Annotated in this window: 12 protein-coding genes; 10 read left to right on the top strand and 2 right to left on the bottom strand. The window is 71.1% G+C overall.

Translation table 11 applies throughout. From position 1 onward, the window contains the following. Positions 1-299 precede the first annotated feature (299 nt). The 3 genes from F3T56_RS14895 (at position 300) to F3T56_RS14885 (ending at position 6,202) form a co-directional block, all read left to right on the top strand. Positions 300-2,429 (top strand): ATP-binding protein, encoded by a 2,130-nt coding sequence (locus F3T56_RS14895; protein WP_149825672.1) that lies wholly within the window; start codon positions 300-302, stop codon positions 2,427-2,429. 167 nt (positions 2,430-2,596) lie between these two features. Beyond that, the gene (locus F3T56_RS14890) at positions 2,597-4,303 is read left to right on the top strand and encodes a PucR family transcriptional regulator (protein ID WP_149825671.1); all 1,707 of its coding nucleotides are present in this window, start codon (positions 2,597-2,599) and stop codon (positions 4,301-4,303) included. 447 nt (positions 4,304-4,750) lie between these two features. Then, positions 4,751-6,202 carry an aldehyde dehydrogenase family protein gene (locus F3T56_RS14885; RefSeq protein ID WP_149825670.1) on the top strand — a complete coding sequence of 484 codons (1,452 nt, stop codon included), beginning with the start codon at positions 4,751-4,753 and terminating at the stop codon, positions 6,200-6,202. Positions 6,203-6,339: 137 nt separating this feature from the next. On the opposite strand, the gene F3T56_RS14880 is transcribed toward F3T56_RS14885, so the two are convergent. After that, positions 6,340-9,210 carry a glycoside hydrolase family 3 C-terminal domain-containing protein gene (locus F3T56_RS14880; RefSeq protein ID WP_149825669.1) on the bottom strand — a complete coding sequence of 957 codons (2,871 nt, stop codon included), beginning with the start codon at positions 9,208-9,210 and terminating at the stop codon, positions 6,340-6,342. A gap of 377 nt (positions 9,211-9,587) precedes the next feature. Here F3T56_RS14880 and F3T56_RS14870 point away from each other — a divergent pair, with 377 nt between their 5' ends. The 7 genes from F3T56_RS14870 to F3T56_RS14840 all read left to right on the top strand — a co-directional run bounded on the left by F3T56_RS14870 (position 9,588) and on the right by F3T56_RS14840 (position 20,800). Then, positions 9,588-11,267, top strand: coding sequence for an extracellular solute-binding protein (locus tag F3T56_RS14870; protein ID WP_149825668.1), 1,680 nt, complete (start codon positions 9,588-9,590; stop codon positions 11,265-11,267). A gap of 26 nt (positions 11,268-11,293) precedes the next feature. Continuing rightward, positions 11,294-12,358, top strand: a complete 1,065-nt coding sequence (locus tag F3T56_RS14865; protein ID WP_149825667.1) for an ABC transporter permease — start codon at positions 11,294-11,296, stop codon at positions 12,356-12,358. Then, complete coding sequence (locus F3T56_RS14860) at positions 12,355-13,317, top strand: carbohydrate ABC transporter permease (RefSeq protein WP_149825666.1); 963 nt, start codon at positions 12,355-12,357, stop codon at positions 13,315-13,317. The genes F3T56_RS14865 and F3T56_RS14860 overlap by 4 nt, the downstream gene beginning before the upstream one ends. Before the next feature lie 253 nt (positions 13,318-13,570). After that, positions 13,571-15,838 carry a sialidase family protein gene (locus tag F3T56_RS14855; RefSeq protein WP_149825665.1) on the top strand — a complete coding sequence of 756 codons (2,268 nt, stop codon included), beginning with the start codon at positions 13,571-13,573 and terminating at the stop codon, positions 15,836-15,838. Continuing rightward, complete coding sequence (locus F3T56_RS14850; protein ID WP_149825664.1) at positions 15,838-17,829, top strand: beta-galactosidase; 1,992 nt, start codon at positions 15,838-15,840, stop codon at positions 17,827-17,829. The genes F3T56_RS14855 and F3T56_RS14850 overlap by 1 nt, the downstream gene beginning before the upstream one ends. After that, entirely contained in the window at positions 17,826-20,033 is a 2,208-nt protein-coding gene (locus tag F3T56_RS14845) for a glycosyl hydrolase family 95 catalytic domain-containing protein (protein ID WP_149825663.1), read from the top strand. The genes F3T56_RS14850 and F3T56_RS14845 overlap by 4 nt, the downstream gene beginning before the upstream one ends. Positions 20,034-20,071: 38 nt before the next feature. After that, on the top strand, positions 20,072-20,800 hold the full coding sequence (locus F3T56_RS14840) for a glycoside hydrolase family 12 protein (RefSeq protein ID WP_149825662.1): 729 nt from the start codon (positions 20,072-20,074) through the stop codon (positions 20,798-20,800). Positions 20,801-20,857: 57 nt separating this feature from the next. Here the strand turns inward: F3T56_RS14840 and F3T56_RS14835 are convergent, their stop codons facing one another. After that, positions 20,858-22,996 carry an alpha-galactosidase gene (locus tag F3T56_RS14835; protein WP_425473573.1) on the bottom strand — a complete coding sequence of 713 codons (2,139 nt, stop codon included), beginning with the start codon at positions 22,994-22,996 and terminating at the stop codon, positions 20,858-20,860. Positions 22,997-23,023 lie beyond the last annotated feature (27 nt).

Below are 23,023 nucleotides of genomic sequence, written 5' to 3'. Positions count from 1 at the left end.
AGGCTCCTGGGGTTCTGCGGAGGGGTGTGCTACGGATGGGGGCTTTGCGGACGCTTGCCTTCTTTTCTCGCAGGCTAGGACCGGACAGGAGCGGTGGGCATGCTCCATGTGGGCGTTGTTGACGGCGCCGCTTGTCCTTGGTGGACATGGCGCGTTGTCGGTGGTGAAGCGGGGGCGGACGGGTCACGGACCGGCCGCTTCATGGCCCGCCCGGCCGGGTAAACGGTGAACTCCCCTTGCGGGAGCGTTAGATTGGCTCGCTGATGGTGGACGGAACGGCTGGTCAGGGGGCAAGCGGGATGAACAGCGACGGGACGCGGGACGCGCGGGGTACGCATGCGAATCCTGTGCCGCGTCCGGCGGGGTCGCCGGAGATGCCCACAGCGCCCCCTCTGCCTCCCATGCCCACGGGCACACCGGGGGCGCCGCCCAGGCCGGACGGGAACGCCTTCCTGTCCTGGCTGCGGGCGCCACGCCCGGAGGCGGCGCCCGGTGTGTGGCGGTTCAAGCACACACCTCGGCCCGATGAGGAACCCGAGACCGTCCCCGGCCGGCAGCTGCTCGGCGGCGCCCTGATCGCCTTCCTCGTCGGCTGGCTGATCTGGTCCCTGCTCTGGAACGGCTACCTCGGCGGCTGGTGGCTGGTGCCGCTGTACGCGATGGTCCCCGACTCCTGGGCGCCGCCCGGCTCGTACTCCTCTGTGGTCTTCAGCTATGTCTGGTACACGATCATCGCCCTGGTGATCATGGTCGGTGTCGGGCGCCTCGGCCGCTGGGGCGAGGTCTGGCGCCGCTACGGGGCCCCGCGCTTCCGGCAGCCCCAGGAACGGCAGGTCGTACCGCCGCCCCAGGAGGACCCGGCGGCCTGGCCGCAGCTGAGGGAGGCCGGCGCCGCCGAAGCCGCCGACCGGCTGGTCGCCGAGGCGCGGGCCGGGCTCATGCGGGACGTCGACCACGCCCGGATCATGCGTGCCTGGCAGGGCGTACGCAGTGGGCGGCACAGCCTCGCGACCTTCACCGGTGCCGTGGTGAAGGACGGCGCGGCCGCCTGTCTGCACCCCTCCGGGGAGCGGGACCTGCCGGGCCGCCTCGCCCAGCACGACATGGTCACCGGGCAGGTCCGGCTGGGCGCCACGGCCGACGACCCGCGCAACCCGTACGCCTACCGGGGCACGGGCCTCGCCCTGGGCCCCGAGCTGCTCGCCACCTCCCTGCTGGCCGTCGGGCCCGCCGGCTCCGGGAAGACCGGGGGAGTGGTGTGGCCCATCGCCGAGTCGCTGTGTCTGCACGCGCTGGCGGGACGGGCGGCGGTGGTGGTCGTGGGCGCGGCGGGCGCCGGACTCGGACCGGCCGACGCCTACGACGTCGTCGTACGCATCGGAAACCCGGAATCGGTCTACGACCTCGACCTCTACGGCGGGACCACGGACCCCGACGAGGCCGCCGCCGTCCTCGCCGAGGCACTGGTCGGTGACCTCACCGACCCGCACCCCGGCGGCGACAGCCGGCGCTCGACCACCGTCCTCGCCCAGCTCCTCGGACCCTTCCGGGCCGTGCACGGCCGCTTCCCTTCCGTACCGCAGCTGCGCCAGCTGCTGGACGGCGCGCCCGGCCCGCTGGGCGAGCTGCGCAAGGGGCTCCAGGACGCCGGGCAGGACTCGCTGTTGCGGGAACTGGACGCGAGGGAGCGGCAGTTGGGGCATCCCGGGGACGTCGGTTCCGTGCTGGCCGACCGGGTCGCGCTCCTCGACCGGCCCGCCTTCGCCGGGTTCTTCGACACCTCCGGACAGTCCCGGCCGTTCTCCCTCCGGGCGCTCGACCACCCCGTACGGGTCCGGATCGACCTGCCCGAACGCGGCCACGCCGACGCCTCGCGCATCCTGGCCCGGCTGGTGCTGGCGCAGTTCACCGCGAGCGTGGCGGTACGGGAGGACCGGTCGCTGTTCGCCTGCCTGGTACTGGACGACGCGACGGGCGTCGTGACCCCGGAAGCCGTACGCGGCATCCAGCGGCTGCGATCCGCCAACGCCGGGACCGTGCTCACCCTTCGCACCCTCGACGACGTGCCCCGCCCGTTGCGTGGGCCGCTGCTCGGCGCCACCGGGTGCCGGATGGCGCTGTCCGGGCTCACCCCGTGGGACGGGCAGGACTTCGCCGAGGTCTGGGGCAAGGAGTGGACCGAGGCGCGGGACGTCACGGACCGGCAGATCATCGCCGACTCCCCGGCCGGCAAGGCCTGGCACGCGCTGCGCCGGGTGATCACCGGCCACGCGCCGACGGCCCGGGCCGTGACCGTACGGCAGGTCGAGCGGGAGCGCTGGTCGGCGTCCGAACTGGCGCACGGGGTGCCACCGGGCCACGCGGTGCTCTCCCTGACGGACGTACGGGGCGAGCACGCGCCGCCGCTGCTGGTGGACCTGAGGAGCTGAACAGGGCAATCCGGGAGCGAGTGCCCCCGGTGACCCGTACGGTGAGGCAGAATCGACACAGGTCGTTCATACGCTGCGGCCAAGAACGTCCCGACACAGGATGCCCTGGCAACGAGACGTCCTGGCACTGAGACGTCCTCACGCTGATCCGAGATCTGAAGGTCCCCATGCCCCCGACGCTCGCCTCGCTCGTCCACCACTCCGCGCTCAAGCTGACCGTGCGGGCGGGCGCCGACCGCCTGGACGTACCGGTCCGCTGGGCGCACGCGAGCGAGCTCGCCGATCCCGTGCCGTACATGGAGGGCGGCGAGCTGCTGCTGATCACCGCGCTGAAGCTCGACGCGGAGGAACCGGAGGCCATGCGGCGCTATGTACGGCGGCTGGTGGGGGCCGGGGTCGTCGGGCTCGGGTTCGCGGTCGGCGTGCACTACGAGGAGATCCCCCAGGCGCTCGTCGACGCGGCGGAGGGGGAGGGGCTGCCCCTGCTCGAAGTGCCCCGGCGCACGCCCTTCCTCGCCATCAGCAAAGCGGTGTCGGCCGCCATCTCCGCCGACCAGTACCGGGCCGTTACAGCCGGGTTCGCCGCCCAGCGGGAACTCACCAGGAAGGCGCTCAACGACGGCCCCGAGGGGCTCGTCGCCGCGCTCGCCGCGCAGGTCGACGGGTGGGCCGCCCTGTACGACGCCTCCGGCGCCGTCGTCGCGGTGGCGCCCGAGTGGGCGGAGCGGCGCGCCGGGCGGCTGACCGCCGATGTCGAGCGGCTGCGGGACCGGCCCGCGCCGGCCAGCGCGGTCGTCGGCGGCGAGGACCGCGTCGAACTGCACTCCCTCGGCACCGGGCGCCGGGCGCGCGCCGCGCTCGCCGTCGGGACCGCCGCGGCCCCCGGCACCGCCGAGCGGTACGCCGTCCACTCCGCGATCGCGCTGCTGACGCTGACGACGGAGCGGTCGCGGCCGCTGCACGCCGCCGAGCAGCGGCTCGGGGCGGCGGTGCTGCGGATGCTGCTGGCAGGGGAGTCCGACCATGCGCGGGCCGTTGCCGGGGATCTGTACGGCGAGCTGCTGGACGCGCCGTTCCGGCTGATCCTCGCGGAGTCGGGCTCGGCGTCGGCGGCGCGGGCGCGGGTGGAGGGGGCGGTGGCCGGGGGCTTGGTCGCCCCCGCTGAGGGTGGGAGGGCGGCCCCCGCCGCCGCGCTTGCCGGCCTCGATCCGCACGCCGATCCGCTCGGGCAGCTCGCCGAGGTCGTCGAGGCCGCCGCCGCGCGGGCCGGGGAGGCGGTGCTGGTCGTGCCGGACGGGTCGCGGCTCGTCGTGCTCGCGGTGGATGGGGGTGCTGCGGTCGCTGCGTGTGGGGAGTTCGCGGTGGCGGTCGAGGCGTCGCGGGCGGCGGCGGTGCGGGATTCGGCCGCCGGCGGTGGCTCCGCTCCGGCTCCTGTCGAGGAGGAGGAACTCGTCGTCGGGCTGTCCGCGCCCGCCGGGCCCATTGCGGCCGGGGCCGCGTACAAGCAGGCCGAGCAGGCGTTGTCCGTGGCCCGGCGGCGGGGGCGGTGCCTCGTCGAGCACGAGGAGCTTGCCGCCGGGTCTGTGCTGCCGCTGCTTGCCGATGACGCGGTGCGGGCTTTCGCGGACGGCATGCTGCGGGCGCTGCGCGAGCATGACGCGACGGGGCGGGGGGATCTTGTCGCCTCGCTGCGGGCGTGGTTGTCGCGGCATGGGCAGTGGGATGCGGCTGCGGCGGATCTCGGGGTTCACCGGCATACGTTGCGGTATCGGATGCGGCGGGTGGAGGAGATTCTGGGGCGGTCGCTGGATGATCCTGATGTGCGGATGGAGCTGTGGCTGGCGTTGAAGGCGACCGCCGCGGCCGGGGAGTAGGGCGTTTTTCGCCCCCGCCGCCCCTGCCCATTCCCATCCCCAGGGGCTGCGCCCCTTCGACCCCCGCGGAAGAGCTCGGTTCAGTCGGTGCGTTGGCGGGTGCGGGTAGGTGGGGGCTTGTCGCGCCCACGCGGCGGAGCCGCAAATCGACACAGCCCCGCGCCCCTGAAGGGGCGCGGGGAACTGCGCGAGTAACCCAACTCAACGGTCACGTACAAACGAACCGCAGCCACTCCCTCATCCCCCAGCGGGGGTCTGGGGGCGGCAGCCCTCAGGGATGGGACGGGCAGGGGCGGCGGGGGCGAAAATCTCCGGGCCACCAGTCCAAAGCGGCGCAACCCCCGGCGGGACTCGTACAGCCCGGACAAGCGACCCCCCGTCGTCCCGGCCCTACCGTGTAGGCGAAGCCAATGCGATGACCAACCCACCGAAGGGCCGGGATCGACTATGACCGCCACGCACGCCTTCTGGCTCGCCGGCCGCCAGGCCACCGGTGAGACCACGTTCGACGTCACCTCGCCCTGGGACGGCCGCCTCGTCGGCGAGGTGAGCGTGCCGACGGACGCGCAGGTCGAGGAGGCCGTCGCCGCCGCGTACGCCGTACGGGACGAGTTCGCGGCGACCCCGGCCCACGTACGGGCCGCCGCGCTGGACCACGTCAGCATGCGGCTCGTCGAGCGGACCGAGGAGATCGCGCGGCTGATCTCCGCCGAGAACGGCAAGCCGATCAAGTGGGCACGAGGGGAAGTCGGGCGCGCCGTGTCCGTGTTCCGGTTCGCGGCCGAGGAGGCCCGGCGGTTCAACGGCGGCGAGGCGCAACGGCTCGACACCGACCTCGGAGGGCAGGGGCGGCTCGCCTTCACACGCCGCTTCCCCAAGGGCGTCGTCCTCGGCATCGCCCCGTTCAACTTCCCGCTCAACCTCTGCGCCCACAAGATCGCCCCGGCGCTCGCGGCCGGCGTGCCGATCATCCTGAAGCCCGCCCCGGCCACCCCGCTCGCCGGGCTGATCATCGGTGAGCTGCTCGCCGAGACCGGGACCACGCTCCCCGCCGGGTCCTGGAGCATCCTGCCGGTCGCGAACGACCGTATGCCTGCCCTCGTCCAGGACCCCCGCCTGCCCGTCATCTCCTTCACCGGGTCCGAGAAGGTCGGCTACGCGATCATGGACTCGGTGCCGCGCAAGCACTGCACGCTGGAGCTCGGCGGCAACGGCGCGGCCGTCGTCCTCGCCGACTATGCCTCCGACGAGGACCTCGACTGGGCCGCGAACCGAATCGCCACCTTCTCCAACTACCAGGGCGGCCAGTCCTGCATCTCCGTGCAGCGGGTGATCGCGGACGCGTCCGTGTACGAGCGGCTGCTGCCCCGCATCGTGGCCGCCGTCGAGGCACAGGTCACCGGTGACCCCTCCGACGACGCCACCGACGTCGGGCCGCTGGTCAGCGAGGACGCCGCCAAGCGGGTCGAGGCGTGGGTGCAGGAAGCCGTGGAGGCGGGCGCACAGCTGCTCACCGGGGGCAAGCGCGACGGCGCCTCGTACGCGCCGACCGTCCTCACCGACGTACCGGCCGACACCATCCTCTCCTGCGAGGAGGTCTTCGGACCCGTCCTCACCGTGCGGAAGGTGGACGGAGAGGCCGAGGCCTTCGCCGCCGTCAACGACTCCAAGTACGGCCTCCAGGCCGGGGTGTTCACGCGCGACCTGCAGACCGCCTTCCGCGCCCACCGAGCGCTGGAGGTCGGCGGCGTGGTCATCGGCGACGTGCCCTCCTACCGCGCCGACCAGATGCCGTACGGCGGCGCCAAGCAGTCCGGTGTCGGGCGCGAGGGCGTGAAGTTCGCGATGGACGACTACACGTACGAGCGGGTCATGGTGCTGACGGGGCTCGCCCTCTGACACCAAAGCAGCCCGACCCCTAGCTTGTGACAATCATTTTCATGTAATCTGGGGTCGGATCCCGGGATGAAGGGGCCCGGCACCGATGCCTTCCGGTGCCGGGCCCCTTCTGTGTGTGTCGGCCTGCTTCCGGACCCTCAACCGGAGAAGCCGACGCGCGCGAGCCGCAGTGGGCCGCGCAGCTTGAGGTGGACGTCGTGCACGCCGGCGGCCTCGATGCCGGCGCGGAGGGTGGTGTACGTGTACGGGTCGTACGCGTCGCCGGTGGGTCCGTCGAGCGTCAGGGTGGCGAGGACCGGGCCGCCGATGAGGGAGAACTCGACGCTTCCCGCGCCCGCTACCTCCACCGTCACCTCGGTGACGGCCGGGCCGAAGTCGCAGGCGCGGAAGATCAGTTCACCCGACTCACCGCCCGTCGGCGTCACCGCGTCGCCCGACGCCTTCGCGCGGTCGACGATCTCCGTACCGCGCTGTTCGTCGAAGTCCGCCGCGTCGAGGCCGCGTTCGAGGACCGGGCGGGGGGCGACCGGGTCGCCCTCGACGTCGACGGTCGTACGGAGGCGGATGTCCTCGCTCGACGCGCCGATCAGCAGCTCGTACGCGCCCGGCTCCAGATGCCACCTGCCGTGCGCCACGTCCCAGAACTCCAGGGCGGACTGCGGGAGCCGGAAGGTCAGCTCCGTCGAGGCGCCGGGGGCGAGGGTGACGCGGCGGTGGCCGAGCAGCTCGCGGCGCGGGCGCGGGACCGAGGGCTCCACGGCCCGGACGTAGAGCTGGGCGACCTCGTCGGCGCTCACCCCGCTCGCGTTGGTGACGGTGAACGAGACCGTCAGCTCATCCTCGCCCGCGTGGACGGCGAGGTTTTCGTACGCGAACTCCGCGTACGACAGGCCGTGGCCGAACGGGAACAGCGGGGTGCCCTCGAAGTACAGATACGTCTGGCGGGCGTCGATCACGTCATAGTCGAGGAGATCGGGGAGGTCCGCGTCGGAGGCGTACCAGGTCTGCGGGAGGCGGCCGGCGGGCGAGACGTCGCCGGCGAGGACGCGGGCCAGGGCGGTGCCCGCGGCCTGGCCGCCGTGCGCGGTCCACAGCACGGATGGCAGGTCGGCGTGGTCGACCGTGTAGGGGTAGGCCGAGACCAGGACCAGGGCCGTGTTCGGGTTGGCGGCGCGGGCCGCGCGCAGCAGCCGCTCCTGGTGGGCCGGGAGGGCCAGGCCGGGGCGGTCCTCGGTCTCGCGGCCGTTGATGTGCGGGTCGTTGCCCGCGACCACGACGACCACGTCGGCCGCGGCGGCGGCCCTGGTCACGGCCTCCTCGCCGGGCTGGGTCACGATGAGCTCGAAGACTTCCGGATTCGCGTCGTTCTCGTCGGCAACCTTTACGCCGCCGGCGGCGACAGTGACGTACCGGCCTGTCCCTGTGTGCTTGAGGAGGTGACCGTTCGCATGGGATTCGGAGGGCTCCAGGCGGAAGGTCTCCTGGACCACCCAGCCGCCCGGCTGGTCGGCGGCCGCGCGGACATGGCCGTCCTCGGCGACCGAGAGGTACCGGCCGTCCGGCGCTCGGAAGGTGAGCACGCCCTCGCCCCAGTCGATCAGCGCGAGGTCGGTGCCGGCCGGGCCGGTGGTGAGCGGCGGCAGGTCCGTGCGGCCGGCGAGCAGCGCGGGGTCGAGGGCGCCCTGCGCGCCGCGCACCTCGTCGGTGGCGTCGGCGGCCTCTGGCACGGACAGATACGCGCCGGTCGACAACGCCTTGAGGCGTACGCGGTCCACGCCCTCCGCGAATGTCACGCGCTCGGCGCCGAACCGGTCGTACAGGCCCTCCAGCGGTGTGGACCGGTGGATGAGGGTGCCGCTGTACCAGTCGAGCTTGCACTCGTCGGCGAGGAGGCCGACGACCGCGATCCGGGCGTCCCCGGCCAGCGGCAGCAGGCCGCCCTCGTTCTTCAGCAGGACGACCGCCTGCTCGGCGGCCTCCTGGGCGAGGGCGCGGTGGGCCGGGGTGTCGAAGTCCTTGGTGCCGGCGTACGGGTCCTGTTCCGGGTCGAACTCGCCGAGGCGGAAGCGGACCGAGAGCTGACGGCGGACCGCCTCGTCGATGTCGTCCATGCTCAGCAGGCCCTGCGCGAGGGCACCCTGGATTCGTCCGACGATCTTCGAGCTGTCCGTGCCGTGGTCGGTGAAGCTGTCGACGCCGGCGCGGATCGCGGCGGAGGTCGCCTCCTCGTGGGTGTCGAAGTAGTGCTCGGAGTCGACCAGGTTCGAGGGCGCGCCCGCGTCCGAGCAGACCAGCAGGTGCTCGTCGGTCCAGGCGCGAAGGTGCTCGGACAGATAGGGCGAGACGTGGTTGGGACGCCCGTTGACCAGGTTGTACGCGGGCATCACACCGGCCACCGCGCCCGCCTCGACCGTCTCGCGGAAGGCGCGCAGGTCGTACTCGTGCAGGACGCGGGGGCGGACCGAGGAGGACGTGACGTCGCGGCCGGTCTCGTTGTTGTGCGCCAGCCAGTGCTTGAGGACGGGGGCCGTGCGCCAGTACGCGGGGTGGTCGCCGCGCAGGCCACGGGTGTACGCGGTCGCGATCGCCGAGGTCAGCTTGGGGTCCTCGGAGTAGCCCTCCTCGTTGCGGCCCCACAGGGGGTGGCGCAGCAGGTTCACCGTGGGGGACCAGACGTTGAGGCCGACGCGGTCGTCGCGGGCGCGCATGGCGCGGGTCTCGGTGGACACCACCTCGCCGACGCGGCGTACGAGATCCTCGTTCCAGGTCGCTCCGAGCCCCACGGCCTGCGGGAACACCGTCGCGGGGCCCATCCAGGCCACGCCGTGCAGGGCCTCCTGCCCGGTGCGGAAGGCGGCGATCCCCAGGCGGTCGACGGCGGGTGCGAACTGGTGCAGGAAGGCGACCTTCTCGTCGGGGGTGAGCCGCTGGAGCAGATCGTCGATGCGCTTCGCGAGCGGCAGCTGCGGATCGCGGAAAGGCGGCGTGGGCGGCGTCTGTGCGGTCACGTGGGGATCCCTTTGCGGTGGAGCGGCGAGGCGCTTTCGAAGCGCTTCGATGCTCATTCGACCGAGGGGTGGGTGTCAAGAGACCAAGGCGCAACAGATCCGTTTCCCCACCGTCATAAAGACGGTGATATCCCGGATCGGAAGCAGTGGTTCCGATCCTTCATACCTCCGAGGAATCTCGGAATCGACCCTTGTGCACCCTCGGTCGTTCACTTAACCTCGCAGCAACATCGAAGCGCTTCGACAACGGAGGGAACGCTTCGCGTGCTCACATCCCTCCGATGTTCACCCGCTTCAGCACAGCCAGTTCCACTCACGACACCGCAGCCGACGGCCACCGCCGGGTGTCCTGGTGTGCGCCACGAAGGGTTGACGCAATGACGCCGAACTCCGCCGCCTCCGCCGCGCCCAGCCGGAGAAGCTTCCTCGCCTCCACGGCGGTCGCCGCCGCCGTAGTGGCGGGGGGTGTGCCCCTGCTGTCCGCCTGCGGCGGCTCACAGGAGGGCCGCAAGGACGGCACGACCTCGGGGAAGGACGCCGCGAAGATCCTTCCGACGTTCGTCGCGTCGAACGTCGTCGCGCCCGACATCCCGGCGAAGAACGGCTCGGCGGCCGGTTTCAGCACGGCGATCGCCACGGCCGACCTCAAGACCTCGGTCCCGGAGAAGCTCGGCAGCGGCGGCAAGCTCAAGATCATGGCGCCGTTCTGGGGCACCCCGCCGAAGGGCGACAACCCGTACTACAAGGCCATGAACGAGGCCATCGGCGTCGAGGTGACCTGGCAGAACCAGGACGGCAACACCTATGACGAGAAGCTGGGCGCGGTCCTCGCCTCCAGCGAGATTCCGGACGCGGTGGTCGTACCGGGCTGGAACCTGATGGGCAAGATACCCAGCGCCATCAACGCCAAGTTCGCCGACCTCGGCCCGTACCTCTCCGGCGACAAGGTCAAGGACTACCCGAACCTCGCCGCGGTCCCCACCGACGCCTGGCAGCGCGCCATCTTCGGCGGCCAGCTCCGCGCGATCCCGATGCCCGGCTCGTACGTCCCGAACATCGTGCCGTTCTACCGCAAGGACATCTTCGAGGCGAAGGGTTACGAACTCCCGGGCACGCCCGAGGAGTTCTTGTCGTGGGCGAAGGAGGCGACCAGCGCCAAGGCCAAGGTGTGGGCCTGCGACGACATGAAGTGGACGGCCTTCAACATCTTCAGCGTCCTCAACGGCGGCGAGAAGGCGCTGTGGTGGAACCTGGTCGACGGCAAGATGATCAACCGCATCGAGACCGAGGAGTACCTCGAAGCGCTGGAGTGGACGCGGAAGCTGTACGCGGCCGACGTGGTCCACCCGGACGCCAAGGCGGTCCAGGGCGACGCGGCCAACCGGTTCGGCTCCGGGCAGAGCCTCGTCTTCAACGGTGACATCGGCTACTGGTACGGCAAGACCTCCGAACAGCGCACCCAGAAGAGCGATTTCGAGATGGGCGCCTTCGACATCTTCGGCGCCGACGGCGGTGACCCCACCCTGTGGGCGACCCAGCCCTCCAACATCTTCACCTTCGTCAGCAAGAAGGCGACGAAGCAGCAGATCAAGGACTTCCTCGCGATCGCCAACTACTGCGCCGCGCCGTACGGCACCAAGGAGCGCATGCTCACGCAGTACGGCGTCGAGGGCACCGACTTCGAGCGGAAGGACGGGCTGCCCATCAAGACCACCCAGGGCGTGAACGAGGTGAACGGCGCCTTCGACTACACCGGTGACCCGGCCGCGTTCGTCGCCTACCCCGACCTGCCCGAGATCACCAAGCTGATGGTCGAGTGGCAGCAGCGCATGGGTGCCTTCACCAAGAAGTCCTCCTTCTACGGTCTCACCATCACCGAGCCGACCCGCTGGACCAACCTCGCCAACGACTTCGAGCAGCTCGAGGACGACGTCGTACGCGGCCGCAAGAAGATCAGCGACGTCCAGCAGGCAGTGTCCGACTGGAAGAGCCAGGGCGGCGACGACCTGCGCGACTGGTACAAGAAGCTGCTCGACGACACCGGCTCGGCGAGCTGAACCGGGACCGAGGCAAGGAGAACGCCGTGTCCCACAGCACGGTGCCTCGGAGCAGGGCCGAGGCGGACAAGCCGGGGGAGAACGCGGAGGGCGCCGGCGGCGACGCCGGCGCCCGGAAGAAGAGCCGACCGGAGCGGCGCAAGGCGGGGTTCGCCCCCACGGGCAAGGTGAGCCTGCGGCAGCGCTTCCGGCGCGACCGCACGCTGATCCTGATGACCCTGCCCGCGTTCCTGCTGATCCTGCTCTTCAACTACATACCGATCCTGGGCAACGTGGTCGCCTTCCAGGACTACGACCCCTACCTCAGTGACAACGGCTTCGTCGCCATGCTGGAGAGCCCCTGGATCGGGCTGGAGCAGTTCGAGAGGGTCCTCGCCGACTCGGCCTTCTGGCACGCGGTGCAGAACACGTTCGTCCTGTTCTTCCTCCAACTCGTGCTGTACTTCCCGGTCCCGATCCTGCTCGCGCTGCTCATCAACAGCGTGCTCAGGCCCCGGGTCCGGGCGATCGCCCAGGCGATCATGTACCTGCCGCACTTCTTCTCCTGGGTCCTCGTCGTCACCGTCTTCCAGCAGATCTTCGGCGGCGCCGGCATCATCGCCCAGACCCTGGCCGACCACGGCCACCAGGGCTTCGACCTGATGACCGATCCCGAGCTCTTCAGGTACCTGGTCACGGTCGAGACCATCTGGAAGGACGCCGGCTGGGGCATCATCGTCTTCCTCGCCGCGCTCTCCTCGGTCTCCAACGACCTGTACGAGGCCGCCGCCATGGACGGTGCCGGGCGCTGGCGCCGCATGTGGCACGTCACCCTGCCCGCCCTGCGCCCGGTGATCGCCCTCCTCCTCGTCCTCCGCGTCGGCGACGCCCTCACCGTCGGCTTCGAGCAACTCCTGCTGCAACGCGACGCGGTGGGACTCGACGCCGCCGAGGTCCTCGACACCTACGTGTGGTGGAACGGCATCCGCAACCAGGACTTCAGCTACGCCGCGGCCGCCGGTCTCATCAAGGGCGTGGTCGGCCTGGGACTCGTGCTGACCGCCAACAAGGTCGCCCATCTCATGGGTGAGCAGGGGGTGTACAAGAAATGACCACCGTCCTCGACAAGCCCGAGCCGTCCTCGGCGGCCGCGGACTCCCCGCGCGAGCCGAGCGGTTGGGGGGCACCGCCCCGGCCGGTGTGGGAGGAGGAGCCGTCCAAGGCCGGCCTCGCGGGCAAGGGCCTGGTCCTCTCGCTGGCCTGCTTCGCGATCCTCTTCCCGCTGTGGATCGTCATCGTCACCAGCCTCTCGTCGAAGAAGACCATCGACGCGGAGGGCGGCCTGGTGGTGATCCCCAAGGACATCACCTTCATCGCCTACCAGGAACTCCTCGGCGGCGGCCAGGTCCAGAAGGCCGCGCTGGTCAGCATCGGCGTCACCCTCGTCGGCACCCTGTTCAGCATGACCGTCTCGGTGCTGTGCGCCTACGGCCTCTCCCGCACCGGTTCGCTCGGCCACCGCTGGATCCTGATGACGCTGCTCGCGACCCTGTTCTTCGGCGCGGGTCTGATCCCGACGTATCTGTTGGTCCAGGCCCTCGGCCTCACCGACACCTACGCCGCGCTGATCCTGCCCAGCGCCGTGAGCGTCTTCAACATCCTGGTCCTGCGCTCGTTCTTCATGGGCATCTCACCGGAACTCATCGACAGCGCCCGCATCGACGGCGCCGGCGACTGGCGGATCCTGTGGAAGATCGTGATGCCGCTCTCCCGGGCGGTCCTCGCGGTCATCGCCTTGTTCTACGCGGTCGGTTACTGGAGCGCATGGTTCAACGCGTCCATCTATCTGACCGACCAGGACATGATGCCGCTGCAGAACGTCATGATCCAGCTCGTCCAGAAACAGGAACGCCCCGTCGGCCTCTCCGCCCAGATCAACACCGGCCAACTCTCCCCGCTCGCCATCCAGATGGCGGTCATGGTGATGGCGCTGCTCCCGGTCGCCGTCCTCTCGCCCTTCGTCCAGAAGCACTTCAAGAAGGGCATGCTCACCGGCGCGGTCAAGGGCTGACCGGGGCGCCTAATCGCTCGGGGGTTCGGGTGGCTGGGCGGCTGCGGGTTCGTTGTGGTTGCTCGCGCCCACGCGGCGGAGCCGCATATCGATACAGCCCCGCGCCCCTTAAAAGCCCCGGGCGCGACCCATGCCGCCAAGGGGCGCGGGGAACTGCGCGACCAGCCCCCACCACCCGCAGCCGCCAACGAACCGTACCGACCGAGCTCTCAGGCGACCCATCCCGCACCCCCACAGAACAACGAGGTATGTCATGCGCACGCCCCAGCCGAGCCGCCGCTCCATACTCGCCGGCACCGCAACCGCCGCCGCACTCACCACGCTGCCCGCCCTGGCAACCCCGGCCCACGCAGCCGGGGCCGACACCAACGCCGAGTCAGCCGGAAGCTACCGGTGGCGCAACGCAGTAATGGGCGGCACCGGCTTCATCACCGGCGTCCTCTTCCACCCAACGGTCCGTGGCCTCGCCTACGCCCGCACGGACATCGGCGGCGCCTACCGCTGGGACGACCGCAAGGCCCGCTGGACCCCCCTGACCGACCACCTCGGCTGGGACGACTGGAACCTCCTCGGCACGGAGGCCATCGCCATCGACCCGGCCCACCCGAACCGCCTCTACCTGGCCCTCGGCACGTACGCCCAGTCCTGGGCCGGCAACGGCGCGATCCTCCGCTCCGACGACCGCGGCGCCACCTGGGCCCGTACCGACCTCACCGTGAAGCTCGGCGCCAACGAGGACGGCCGGGGCATGGGCGAGCGTCTCCTGGTCGACCCCCGCGACAGCGACACCCTGTGGCTGGGCACCAGACACGACGGCCTGCTCAAGTCGACGGACCGGGGCGCCACCTGGGCGGCGGCGACCGGCTTCCCGGCCGCCCACAGCGCCACTGGCCAGGGCGTCACCCTCCTCGTCGCCGCGGGCCGCACCCTCTACGCCGGCTGGGGCGACGGCGACGGCACCTCGGCGACCAGGAACCTCTACCGCACCACCGACGGCACCACCTGGGAGGCCGTCCCCGGCCAGCCCACCGGCGCTGCCGCCAAGGTCCCGATCCGCGCCGCGTACGACAAGCACACCCGCGAGCTGTACGTGACGTACGCCAACGCGCCCGGCCCCAACGGCCAGTCCGACGGCAGTGTGCACAAGCTCCGCACCACCACCGGCACCTGGACCGAGGTGACCCCGGTGAAGCCGGGCGGCACCACGGATGGGGGCACCTCCCGCTCGAGCGAAGCCGAGAGTGGGGGAGGTTCCACCGACAGCTTCGGCTACGGCGGGGTAGCCGTCGACGCCTGCCGCCCCGGCACCGTCGTCGTGTCCACCAACAACCGCTGGGCCGACATCGACACCGTGTACCGCTCGACGGACGGTGGCCGTACCTGGACGTCCCTCAAGGACTCCGCTGTGTTCGACGTATCCGAGACTCCTTACCTCAAGTGGGGCAATGACAAGCCGAAGTTCGGCTGGTGGATCCAGGCGCTCGCGCTCGACCCGTACGACTCGAAGCACATCGTGTACGGCACCGGGGCCACCCTCTACGGCACCCGTGACCTGAAGAACTGGGCGCCGCAGATCCGGGGCCTGGAGGAGACGGCCGTGCGCCAGCTGATCTCGCCCCCGGCCGGGGAGGCGCACCTGATCAGCGGACTCGGGGACATCGGCACGATGTACCACGAGCGGCTCACGGCGTCTCCGTCGCGCGGCATGGCGACCAACCCCGTGTTCGGGTCGGCGACGGGACTCGCGCAGGCCTCGGCGAAGCCGTCGTACGTGGTCCGCACCGGCTGGGGCGACCACGGCAACGGCGCCTACTCCAACGACGGCGGGCAGACCTGGGCGCCCTTCGAGGCCCAGCCCGACATCGCCAAGAGCGCACCGGGGCCGATCGCCACCAACGCCGACGGCAGCGCGCTGCTGTGGTCCTTCGTGCACTGGGACGGCACGAAGTACGCGGCGCATCGCTCCACCGACAACGGCGCGACCTGGTCCGAGGTCTCCTCCTTCCCGAAGGGCGCCACGCCGGTCGCCGACCCGGCCGACTCGACGCTCTTCTACGCATTCGACACCGACACAGGAACGCTATACGCCAGCACTGACAGTGGCCGTTCCTTCACCGCCCGTGCGACCGGACTGCCCAAGGGGGACAGCCAGTTCAAGCTGGTCGCGGCGCCCGACCGCGCCGGTGACCTGTGGCTTTCAACGAAATGGAACGGGCTGTACCGCTCCACCGACGGCGGGGCCGCCTTCTCGAAGATCGACAGCTGCTGGGCCTCGTACACCCTCGGCTTCGGCAAGGCCGCCGACGGCGCCGACTACCCGGCGATCTACCAGGTCGGCTCGACGGAGGCCATCACCGCCGTCTACCGCTCCGACGACGGCGCGAAGACCTGGACCCGCGTCAACGACGACGCCCACCAGTGGGGCTGGACCGGCGAGGTCATCATCGGCGACCCGCGTGTCTACGGCCGCGTGTACCTGGCCACGAACGGGCGCGGCATCCAGTACGGGGAGCCGGTCTGATGCCAGGCCCCACGCAGCCGATGCCGAGCCTGAACGACGCCACCCGCGGCCGCATCCTCTTCGGCGGCGACTACAACCCCGAGCAGTGGCCCGAGGAGGTCTGGCAGGACGACGTACGCCTCATGAAGGCGGCCGACGTCAACTCCGTCACGCTCGGCGTCTTCTCCTGGGCGAAACTCGAACCCCGCCCGGGGGAGCGGGACTTCGGCTGGCTGGACCGGCTCATGGACCTGATGCACGAGAACGGCATCGGCGTCGTCCTCGCCACCCCCACCTCGTCCCCACCGCCGTGGATGGGCCGCCTCCACCCGGAGACGCTCCCCCGCGACGAGAACGGCCAGATCGAGTGGTGGGGTTCCCGCCAGCACTTCGCGCACTCCAGCGCCACCTACCGCCGCTACGCCGCCGCCATCACCGAGGACCTCGCCGCCCGCTACGGCTGCCACCCGGCGCTCACGATGTGGCACATCAACAACGAGTACTGCACCTACGACTGGGGCGACGAGGCGGCGACCGCCTTCCGCGGCTGGCTCCGGCGGAGGTACGACACGCTCGACGCCCTCAACGAGGCCTGGGGGACGGCCTTCTGGAGCCAGGGCTACGGCGACTGGAACGAGATCCTGCCGCCCCGCCGCGCCCACTACATGAAGAACCCGAGCCACGTGCTGGACTTCAAGCGCTTCACGTCCGACGCGCTCCTGGAGTGCTACGTCCTCGAACGCGACATCGTCCGCCGGCACACCCCGCACATCCCGGTGACCACCAACTTCATGCCGATGTGGGTGGGCCAGGACGCCTGGCGGTGGGCCGAGGAGGAGGACGTCGTCTCGGTCGACCTCTACCCGGATCCGCGCGACCCGCTGGGCGCCCAGAGCGGGGCGCTGGTGCAGGACTTGACGCGCTCCCAGGCGGGCGGCGGCCCGTGGATGCTCATGGAGCAGGCCGCCGGCTCCGTCAACTGGCGCGGCGTCAACCATCCCAAGCCCCGCGGCCTCAACCGCCTCTGGTCCCTCCAGGCCGTCGCCCGGGGGGCGGACGCCGTCTGCTACTTCCAGTGGCGGCAGTCCCGGCAGGGCGCGGAGAAGTTCCACTCGGGCATGGTCAGCCACGCGGGGGAGGAGGGGCGTACGTACCAGGAGGTCAAGCAGCTCGGCGCCGAACTCGCGGCCATCGGCGATGAAGTGACGGGACATCACATCGACGCGGATGTGGCGGTGCTGTTCGACTGGCACTCCTGGTGGGCCGGTTCGCAGGACGGACGGCTGTCCTCCGAGGTCGACCACCCCCAGGTCGTACGGTCCTGGCACAGCGCCCTCTGGGAGGCGCACCTCACCACCGCGTTCGCCCACCCCGAGCACGATCTGTCGGCGTACAGGCTCGTCGTCGTACCGCAGTTGTACCTGCTCACGGACGCGGCCATCGAGAACCTGCTCGCGTACGTACGCTCCGGCGGCACCCTCGTCTGCGGCTTCCTGACCGGGATCGCCGACGAGGACGACCGCGTACGGACCGGCGGCATGGACGTACGGCTGCGCGAGCTGTTCGGGATCCGGACGCTGCACGAGTGGTGGCCGCTGGACCCGGGGGAGACCGTCGAGTGCGACGGCTTCCGGGGGACCCTGTGGTCCGAGGAGATCGAAGCGGCGGGGGACGCGGACGAGGTCGTCCCGTACAAGGTCGGTGAACTCGACGGCCTTCCGGCGGTGTTGCGGAAGGGGCGTGCCTGGTACGTCTCCACGCTGCCCGAACCAGCCGAGCTGCGCCGGCTGTTGGCGCGGGTGGCGGCCGACACGGGGGTGCGGCCGGTGCTCGACGGGCTGCCCGACGGGGTCGAGGCGGTGCGGCGGGGCGAGGTGCTCTTCGTGCTCAACCACGGCAGGGACGAGGTCACGGTCGACGTACCGGGCACGCACCGGGATCTGCTCACGGGCGCCCAGGTCACCGGTTCGCTGTCGCTCGGCCGGTACGGCGTGGCGGTGCTCAGGCCATGACCACCACCGCGTACACACCGCACGGCACTTGGGAGCCGGCCCCCGCCGCCCGCTGGGAGGACGCCTTCCTGAGCGGCAACGGACGGCACGGCGCCATGGTGTTCGGCGACCCGAACGACGACCGTGTCATCGTCACCCACCACACCCTCGTACGACCCAATGGCGGCGAACACGCCAAGCCGCCACGTCTCGCCGATCGACTTGCCTCGCTACAGGACAGGCTGCTCGCCGGGGAGGTCACCGCCGCCGAGGGTTTCACGGACGGGCGCGAGTTGCAGTGGGTGCAGCACTTCCATCCGGCTTTTCAGGTGCGGTTGCGGCGGCCGGCGGGGGAGTGGCGTGGGTACCGCCGTTCGGTGGACTTCAGGACGGGCGTCGTCGAGGTGGTGCACGAGGGCGGGCGCAGCCGGGTGTTCGTCTCGCGTGCGGACGACGTGATCGTCCAGCACGTCATGGGCCCGGACCTGGACATCACCCTTGACCACCGGCTCCCGGGGGCACCGGACGGGCTCGCCGTCGGCCACGGCTCGGTCCTTACCGCGGAGGGCGCCCTGCTCACCCTCCGCGCCCGCTACCCGGACAGCGACCGGGCCTACACCGGAGTCACCATCGTCGCGGTCAGGGGTGGCCGTACAGAGCTCGCCCCGCCGGGCATCCGGGTCACCGGGGCGGAGTCCGCGCTCCTGTTGACCCGTGTCGTACGGCACACCGGTGAACTGGACGCGGTGGCCTTCTCCCACGCCCTGCGCGCCCTGCTGCCGGGCGGTCCGGACGCGTACATCCGGCTGCTGGACAGCCACACCGCGCTCCACCGCACCGCCTACGAGCGGGTCGCCCTGGACCTCGGCGCCGACCCCGCCGAGCGGGTTCTCCCCGGCTCCGAGCTCATCCGCCGCCCCGACAGCCCCGCCCTCCTCGAACGCCTCTTCGCCGCCGGCCGCTACCACCTGCTCTCCTCCGCCGGCATGCTCCCGCCCCGCCTCGTCGGTCTGTGGACCGGCGACTGGAACACGGCCTGGGCGGGGGCGTTCACCAACGACGCCAACCTCAACCTCCAGACCGCCTCCGCTGCGGCCGCCGCTCTCCCCGAAGTCACCGAGGCGCATGCCGCGCTGATCCACGGTCAGCTCGCCGACTGGCGGGAGAACGCCCGGGCGATCTTCGGCGCGCGGGGTGTGGTCGCCCCGCCCCACTCCGACGGCGAGACCGGTCTGACGTATCACTTCAGCCGCGAGTACCCGCTGCATCTGTGGACGGCGGGCGCCGACTGGCTGCTGAAGCCGCTCGTCGACCACGACGAGACCAGCGGCACGCGCGATCCGCGCACGGCTGCCGTCCTCGCCGAAATCGCCCTGTTCTACGAGGACTTCCTCACCCGCACCGACGCCGAGGGGCAGCTGGTCGTCGTCCCCTCCTACTCGCCGGAGAACCGGCCGGCGAACGCGAGCTGGGGCGCGATCAACGCGGCCATGGACCTCTCCGCGGCCCGCCATGCCCTGCTCACAGCGGCCGAGTACCACCCCGACCAACCCGAGGGGGCGAACCGCTGGCGTGCGCTCGCCGACCGCCTCCCGCCCCACCGCGTCAACGCCGACGGCGCCCTCGCCGAATGGGCCTGGCCCGGTCTCGACGATACGTACGACCACCGTCACCTCAGTCAACTCTACGGCGTCTGGCCGCTCGACGAGATCAACCCGTACGACACCCCGGACCTCGCCGCCGCGGCCCATCGCGCGCTCGAACTGCGCGGCTCCGAGAACGACTCGGCCCATGGCCATCTGCACCACGCCCTCGTCGCGGCCCGGCTGCGCGACGGCGAGCGGGTCGCGCACGCCCTCGGCGAGGTCCTCCAGGGGGACTTCTTCCACGCCTCGCTGATGAGCGCGCACTACCCGAACCGCGACGTCTACAACGCGGACGCCGCGCACACCCTGCCCGCCGTACTGCTGGAGATGCTCGTGCAGTCGACGCCGGACCGCCTGGTGCTGCTGCCCGCGCTCCCGGCGATGTGCCCGGCGGGCCGCCTCCGAGGCGTACGTGCACGCTTCGGCGCCGAGCTCGACCTCACCTGGACCCCACAACAAGCGACCGCGGTGATCCGCCCCACCCGGACCCGCCGCATCGAACTCCGGACTTCCGCCGGCGCCGAACCGCTCGACCTGGTCGCCGGCGAAGACCGCGTCCTCACCCTGGGGCCGCGGTAGCTCCCCCCGCAATTCCCCCCACCCATGGAAGGGACACCATGGCAACACGTACGCTCAGCAGGATGACCAAGGCCCTGCTGGCCCCGGCGCTTGCGCTCGGCGCCACCATCGGCCTCGCCGCCGCCCCCGCCTCGGCCGCCGTCTGGAACTCCTGCGACCAGTGGGGCAACACCAGCCTCAACGGCTACACGCTCTACAACAACATCTGGGGCGGCGGCGCCGGCAGCCAGTGCATCTGGGCCAACTCCGGTACGAACTGGGGTGTCTGGGCCAACCACCCCAACACCGGCGGCATCAAGTCGTACCCCAACTCCAAGAAGGTGATCAACAAGACGATCACCTCGCTGGGCTCGCTCAACAGCAGCTACAACGTCACCGTCCCGTCCTCGGGCTCGTACAACTCCTCGTACGACATCTGGGACACGGACTACGACTACGAGACCATGCTCTGGGTCAACTACAACGGCGACGTCGGCGCCCTCGGCACCTTCCAGCAGAGCGTGAGCCTCGGCGGCCACAGCTGGAACGTGTACAAGGGCCGCGCCTACCGCTCCGACGGCACCTACTGGGACGTCTTCTCGTTCCTGCGTACCTCCGACTCCACCTCCGGCACGGTCCAGATCCTCCCCATCCTCAAGTGGATCAAGGACACCAAGGGCTGGATGGGCAACGAGACCATCGGCGACGTCCAGTTCGGCTTCGAGGTCACCTCGTCCTCCGGCGGCCTGGACTTCGTCACCAACAACCTGACCGTCAGCAGCAGCTGACCACACCCCGAGTCGGCGCCGTTCCCCCATGCGGCGCCGGCTCGGGCACACGTACGCCTACGTCCTTGATGTCAGACGGATCAGCAGTACGCCGGGTGTGCGCGGCAGCGACACCCGCAGTTCGCCACTCTCCCGGTCCCAGACCACCGACCCGGTACCCGGGCCGGACGGGTGCAGGATCTCCGTACGGACGTCCTGGCCCGCCAAGTGCCGTACGGGCAGCCGGAGTTCGTCACACCCGTCCCTCCGCCACACAGACAGATACGACGGTCCGTCCGGCACCCGCAGCCCCAGCACGGGCCACTCCTCGGTCCAGCCGGGCAGGCCGAGCGGCCAGAACGGCAGGGCGCGGGCCAGGTCCTCGCGGATCGACTTGTACGTGTCTACGGCAGCCCGTACGAGCCGCAGTTGGTGCTCGGACATGCGGTTGAGGTGGCCCGACAGGTGGATGCGGCCGAGGAGGGCGCCGCCCAGGGTGAAGGTGATCAGGTCGTCGTCGTGGTCGGGCTGCGGGTAGGCCCAGACGGCGCCCTGTTCGGGGGGTGCCGCCGTGGGTGCGGCGGCGGCGATGGGCGGGTAGCGGAGGGGGTCCTGTTGGTCGCTGGTGGACTGGAGCTGGGCGACGGCCAGGGTGGCGCCGTCCATGCGCATGCCGCCGGAGGCGCAGTTCTCGATGACCAGGTGCGGGTAGCGGTCCAGAACGTCGGACAGCCACCCCAGGTAGGCGTGGGCGTGGCCGAGGAGGCCGGCGCCGGGTGCGCGGTCGCCGGGGGCGCAGGTGCCCGGGTCGACGACGATGTTGTAGTCGAGCTTCAGGTAGCCGACGCCCCAGTCGCCGACGATCCGGTCGACCGTCTTGTCGAGGTGGGCCCGGGCCGCCGGATGGCGGAGGTCCAGGTGGTGGCGGCCCTGTTCGGTGAGACGTACTCCGTCGCGCTGGAAGAAGGCCTCCGGCGGGAGTTCGGCCGCGATCGGACTGCGTACACCCACCACCTCCGGCTCCAGCCACAGACCGGGCACCATACCGCGCTCCCGGATCCGGTCCAGGACGGCCGTGATACCGCCGTCGGGGAAGCGGCGCGGCGACGGCAGCCACTCGCCGACGCTGTCCCACCAGCCGCCGTTCTCCGAGTCGTCGTACCACCCGGAATCGATGCAGAAGTACTCCGCGCCCGCGCTCGCCGCCGCGTCGATCAGCGGTAGCAGCTTCCCCGTGGTCGGGTCGCCCATCAGGGTGTTCATGTAGTCGTTGAAGACCACGGGCAACGTCTCGTGGTCCGGGTGGGGGCGGCGGACGGCACGGCGGTACGCCGTCAGGGCGCCCATCGCGTCGTCGAGCCCGGAGCCGAGGGCCAGCGCCGCCGGTACGGTCGTGAACTCCTCGCCCGGCGCCAGCCGCACCCGCCACTGGTGCTCGGCGTCGGTGGGGCCGTTGAGCGCCAGGTAGGTGCCGTGCGCGCGTTCGCCGAGGTCCCAGCGCCAGCCGGCCGGTGACTCGATCTGCCACAGCCAGGCCCGGTCGCCGCCCCGCTCCGTCAGCGCGCCCATCGGCAGATGACCGTCGCTGGGCCAACTGCCGCGCCCGGCAAGGGTGAGCGCCGCCCGGCTGTCGTGCTGGTGGACGTCGACGCTGATGTCGGCGACCGTGTCCCGCAGCGGCTCGGCGTACCAACGGCACTCCGCGAGCCAGTCGTTGCGGGCCCGGTGCACGTCCAGTGCCTCCGGAGCAGGCAGCCCGCCGAGCAGGAGGCTGCTGACGGACTGGACGACCAAGGGTTCCGTGCCGTCGTTGCGGAGGCGGACCCGGGAGCGGAGCACGGGCACGCCGGTGGGGGAGGTCAGCTCCACGAAGGCCGTCAACCCGGTCGCCGGGTCGTGGAGTTCGACGGTAAGTGATTCCCACCCGTCCTCCCCGCGGCTGCTCCGATACCCCCGATACGCGAGCCGCCCCCCGAACGCCGTACCGGTGAACCGAGGCCCGGACCACCCACTTCCATGCCCCACCGCCGTCAACTCGACGAGAGGCAGGGCGACGTCCGGGTCGGAGCCGGGATCCGAGGGACGGCCCAGCCGGGCAAGCCGAAGGGTCCCGTCGGAGGCGGCGACGAACTCGGCCTCCATGGCCGTATGGCCCCAACTGAACGTCGTCCGGGGCTGGTTGGAGTACGAGCCCGTCGCGTCCGCCGTGTCGGTCAACGCGTTCCCCCTCCTGAGTCAGAGTGA

Source organism: Streptomyces tailanensis (genome assembly GCF_008386495.1).
In the GTDB taxonomy this organism is placed as follows: domain Bacteria; phylum Actinomycetota; class Actinomycetes; order Streptomycetales; family Streptomycetaceae; genus Streptomyces; species Streptomyces tailanensis.
The sequence above is the reverse complement of the archived record's forward strand: the minus strand, read 5'-3'. Positions and strand labels throughout refer to the sequence as shown.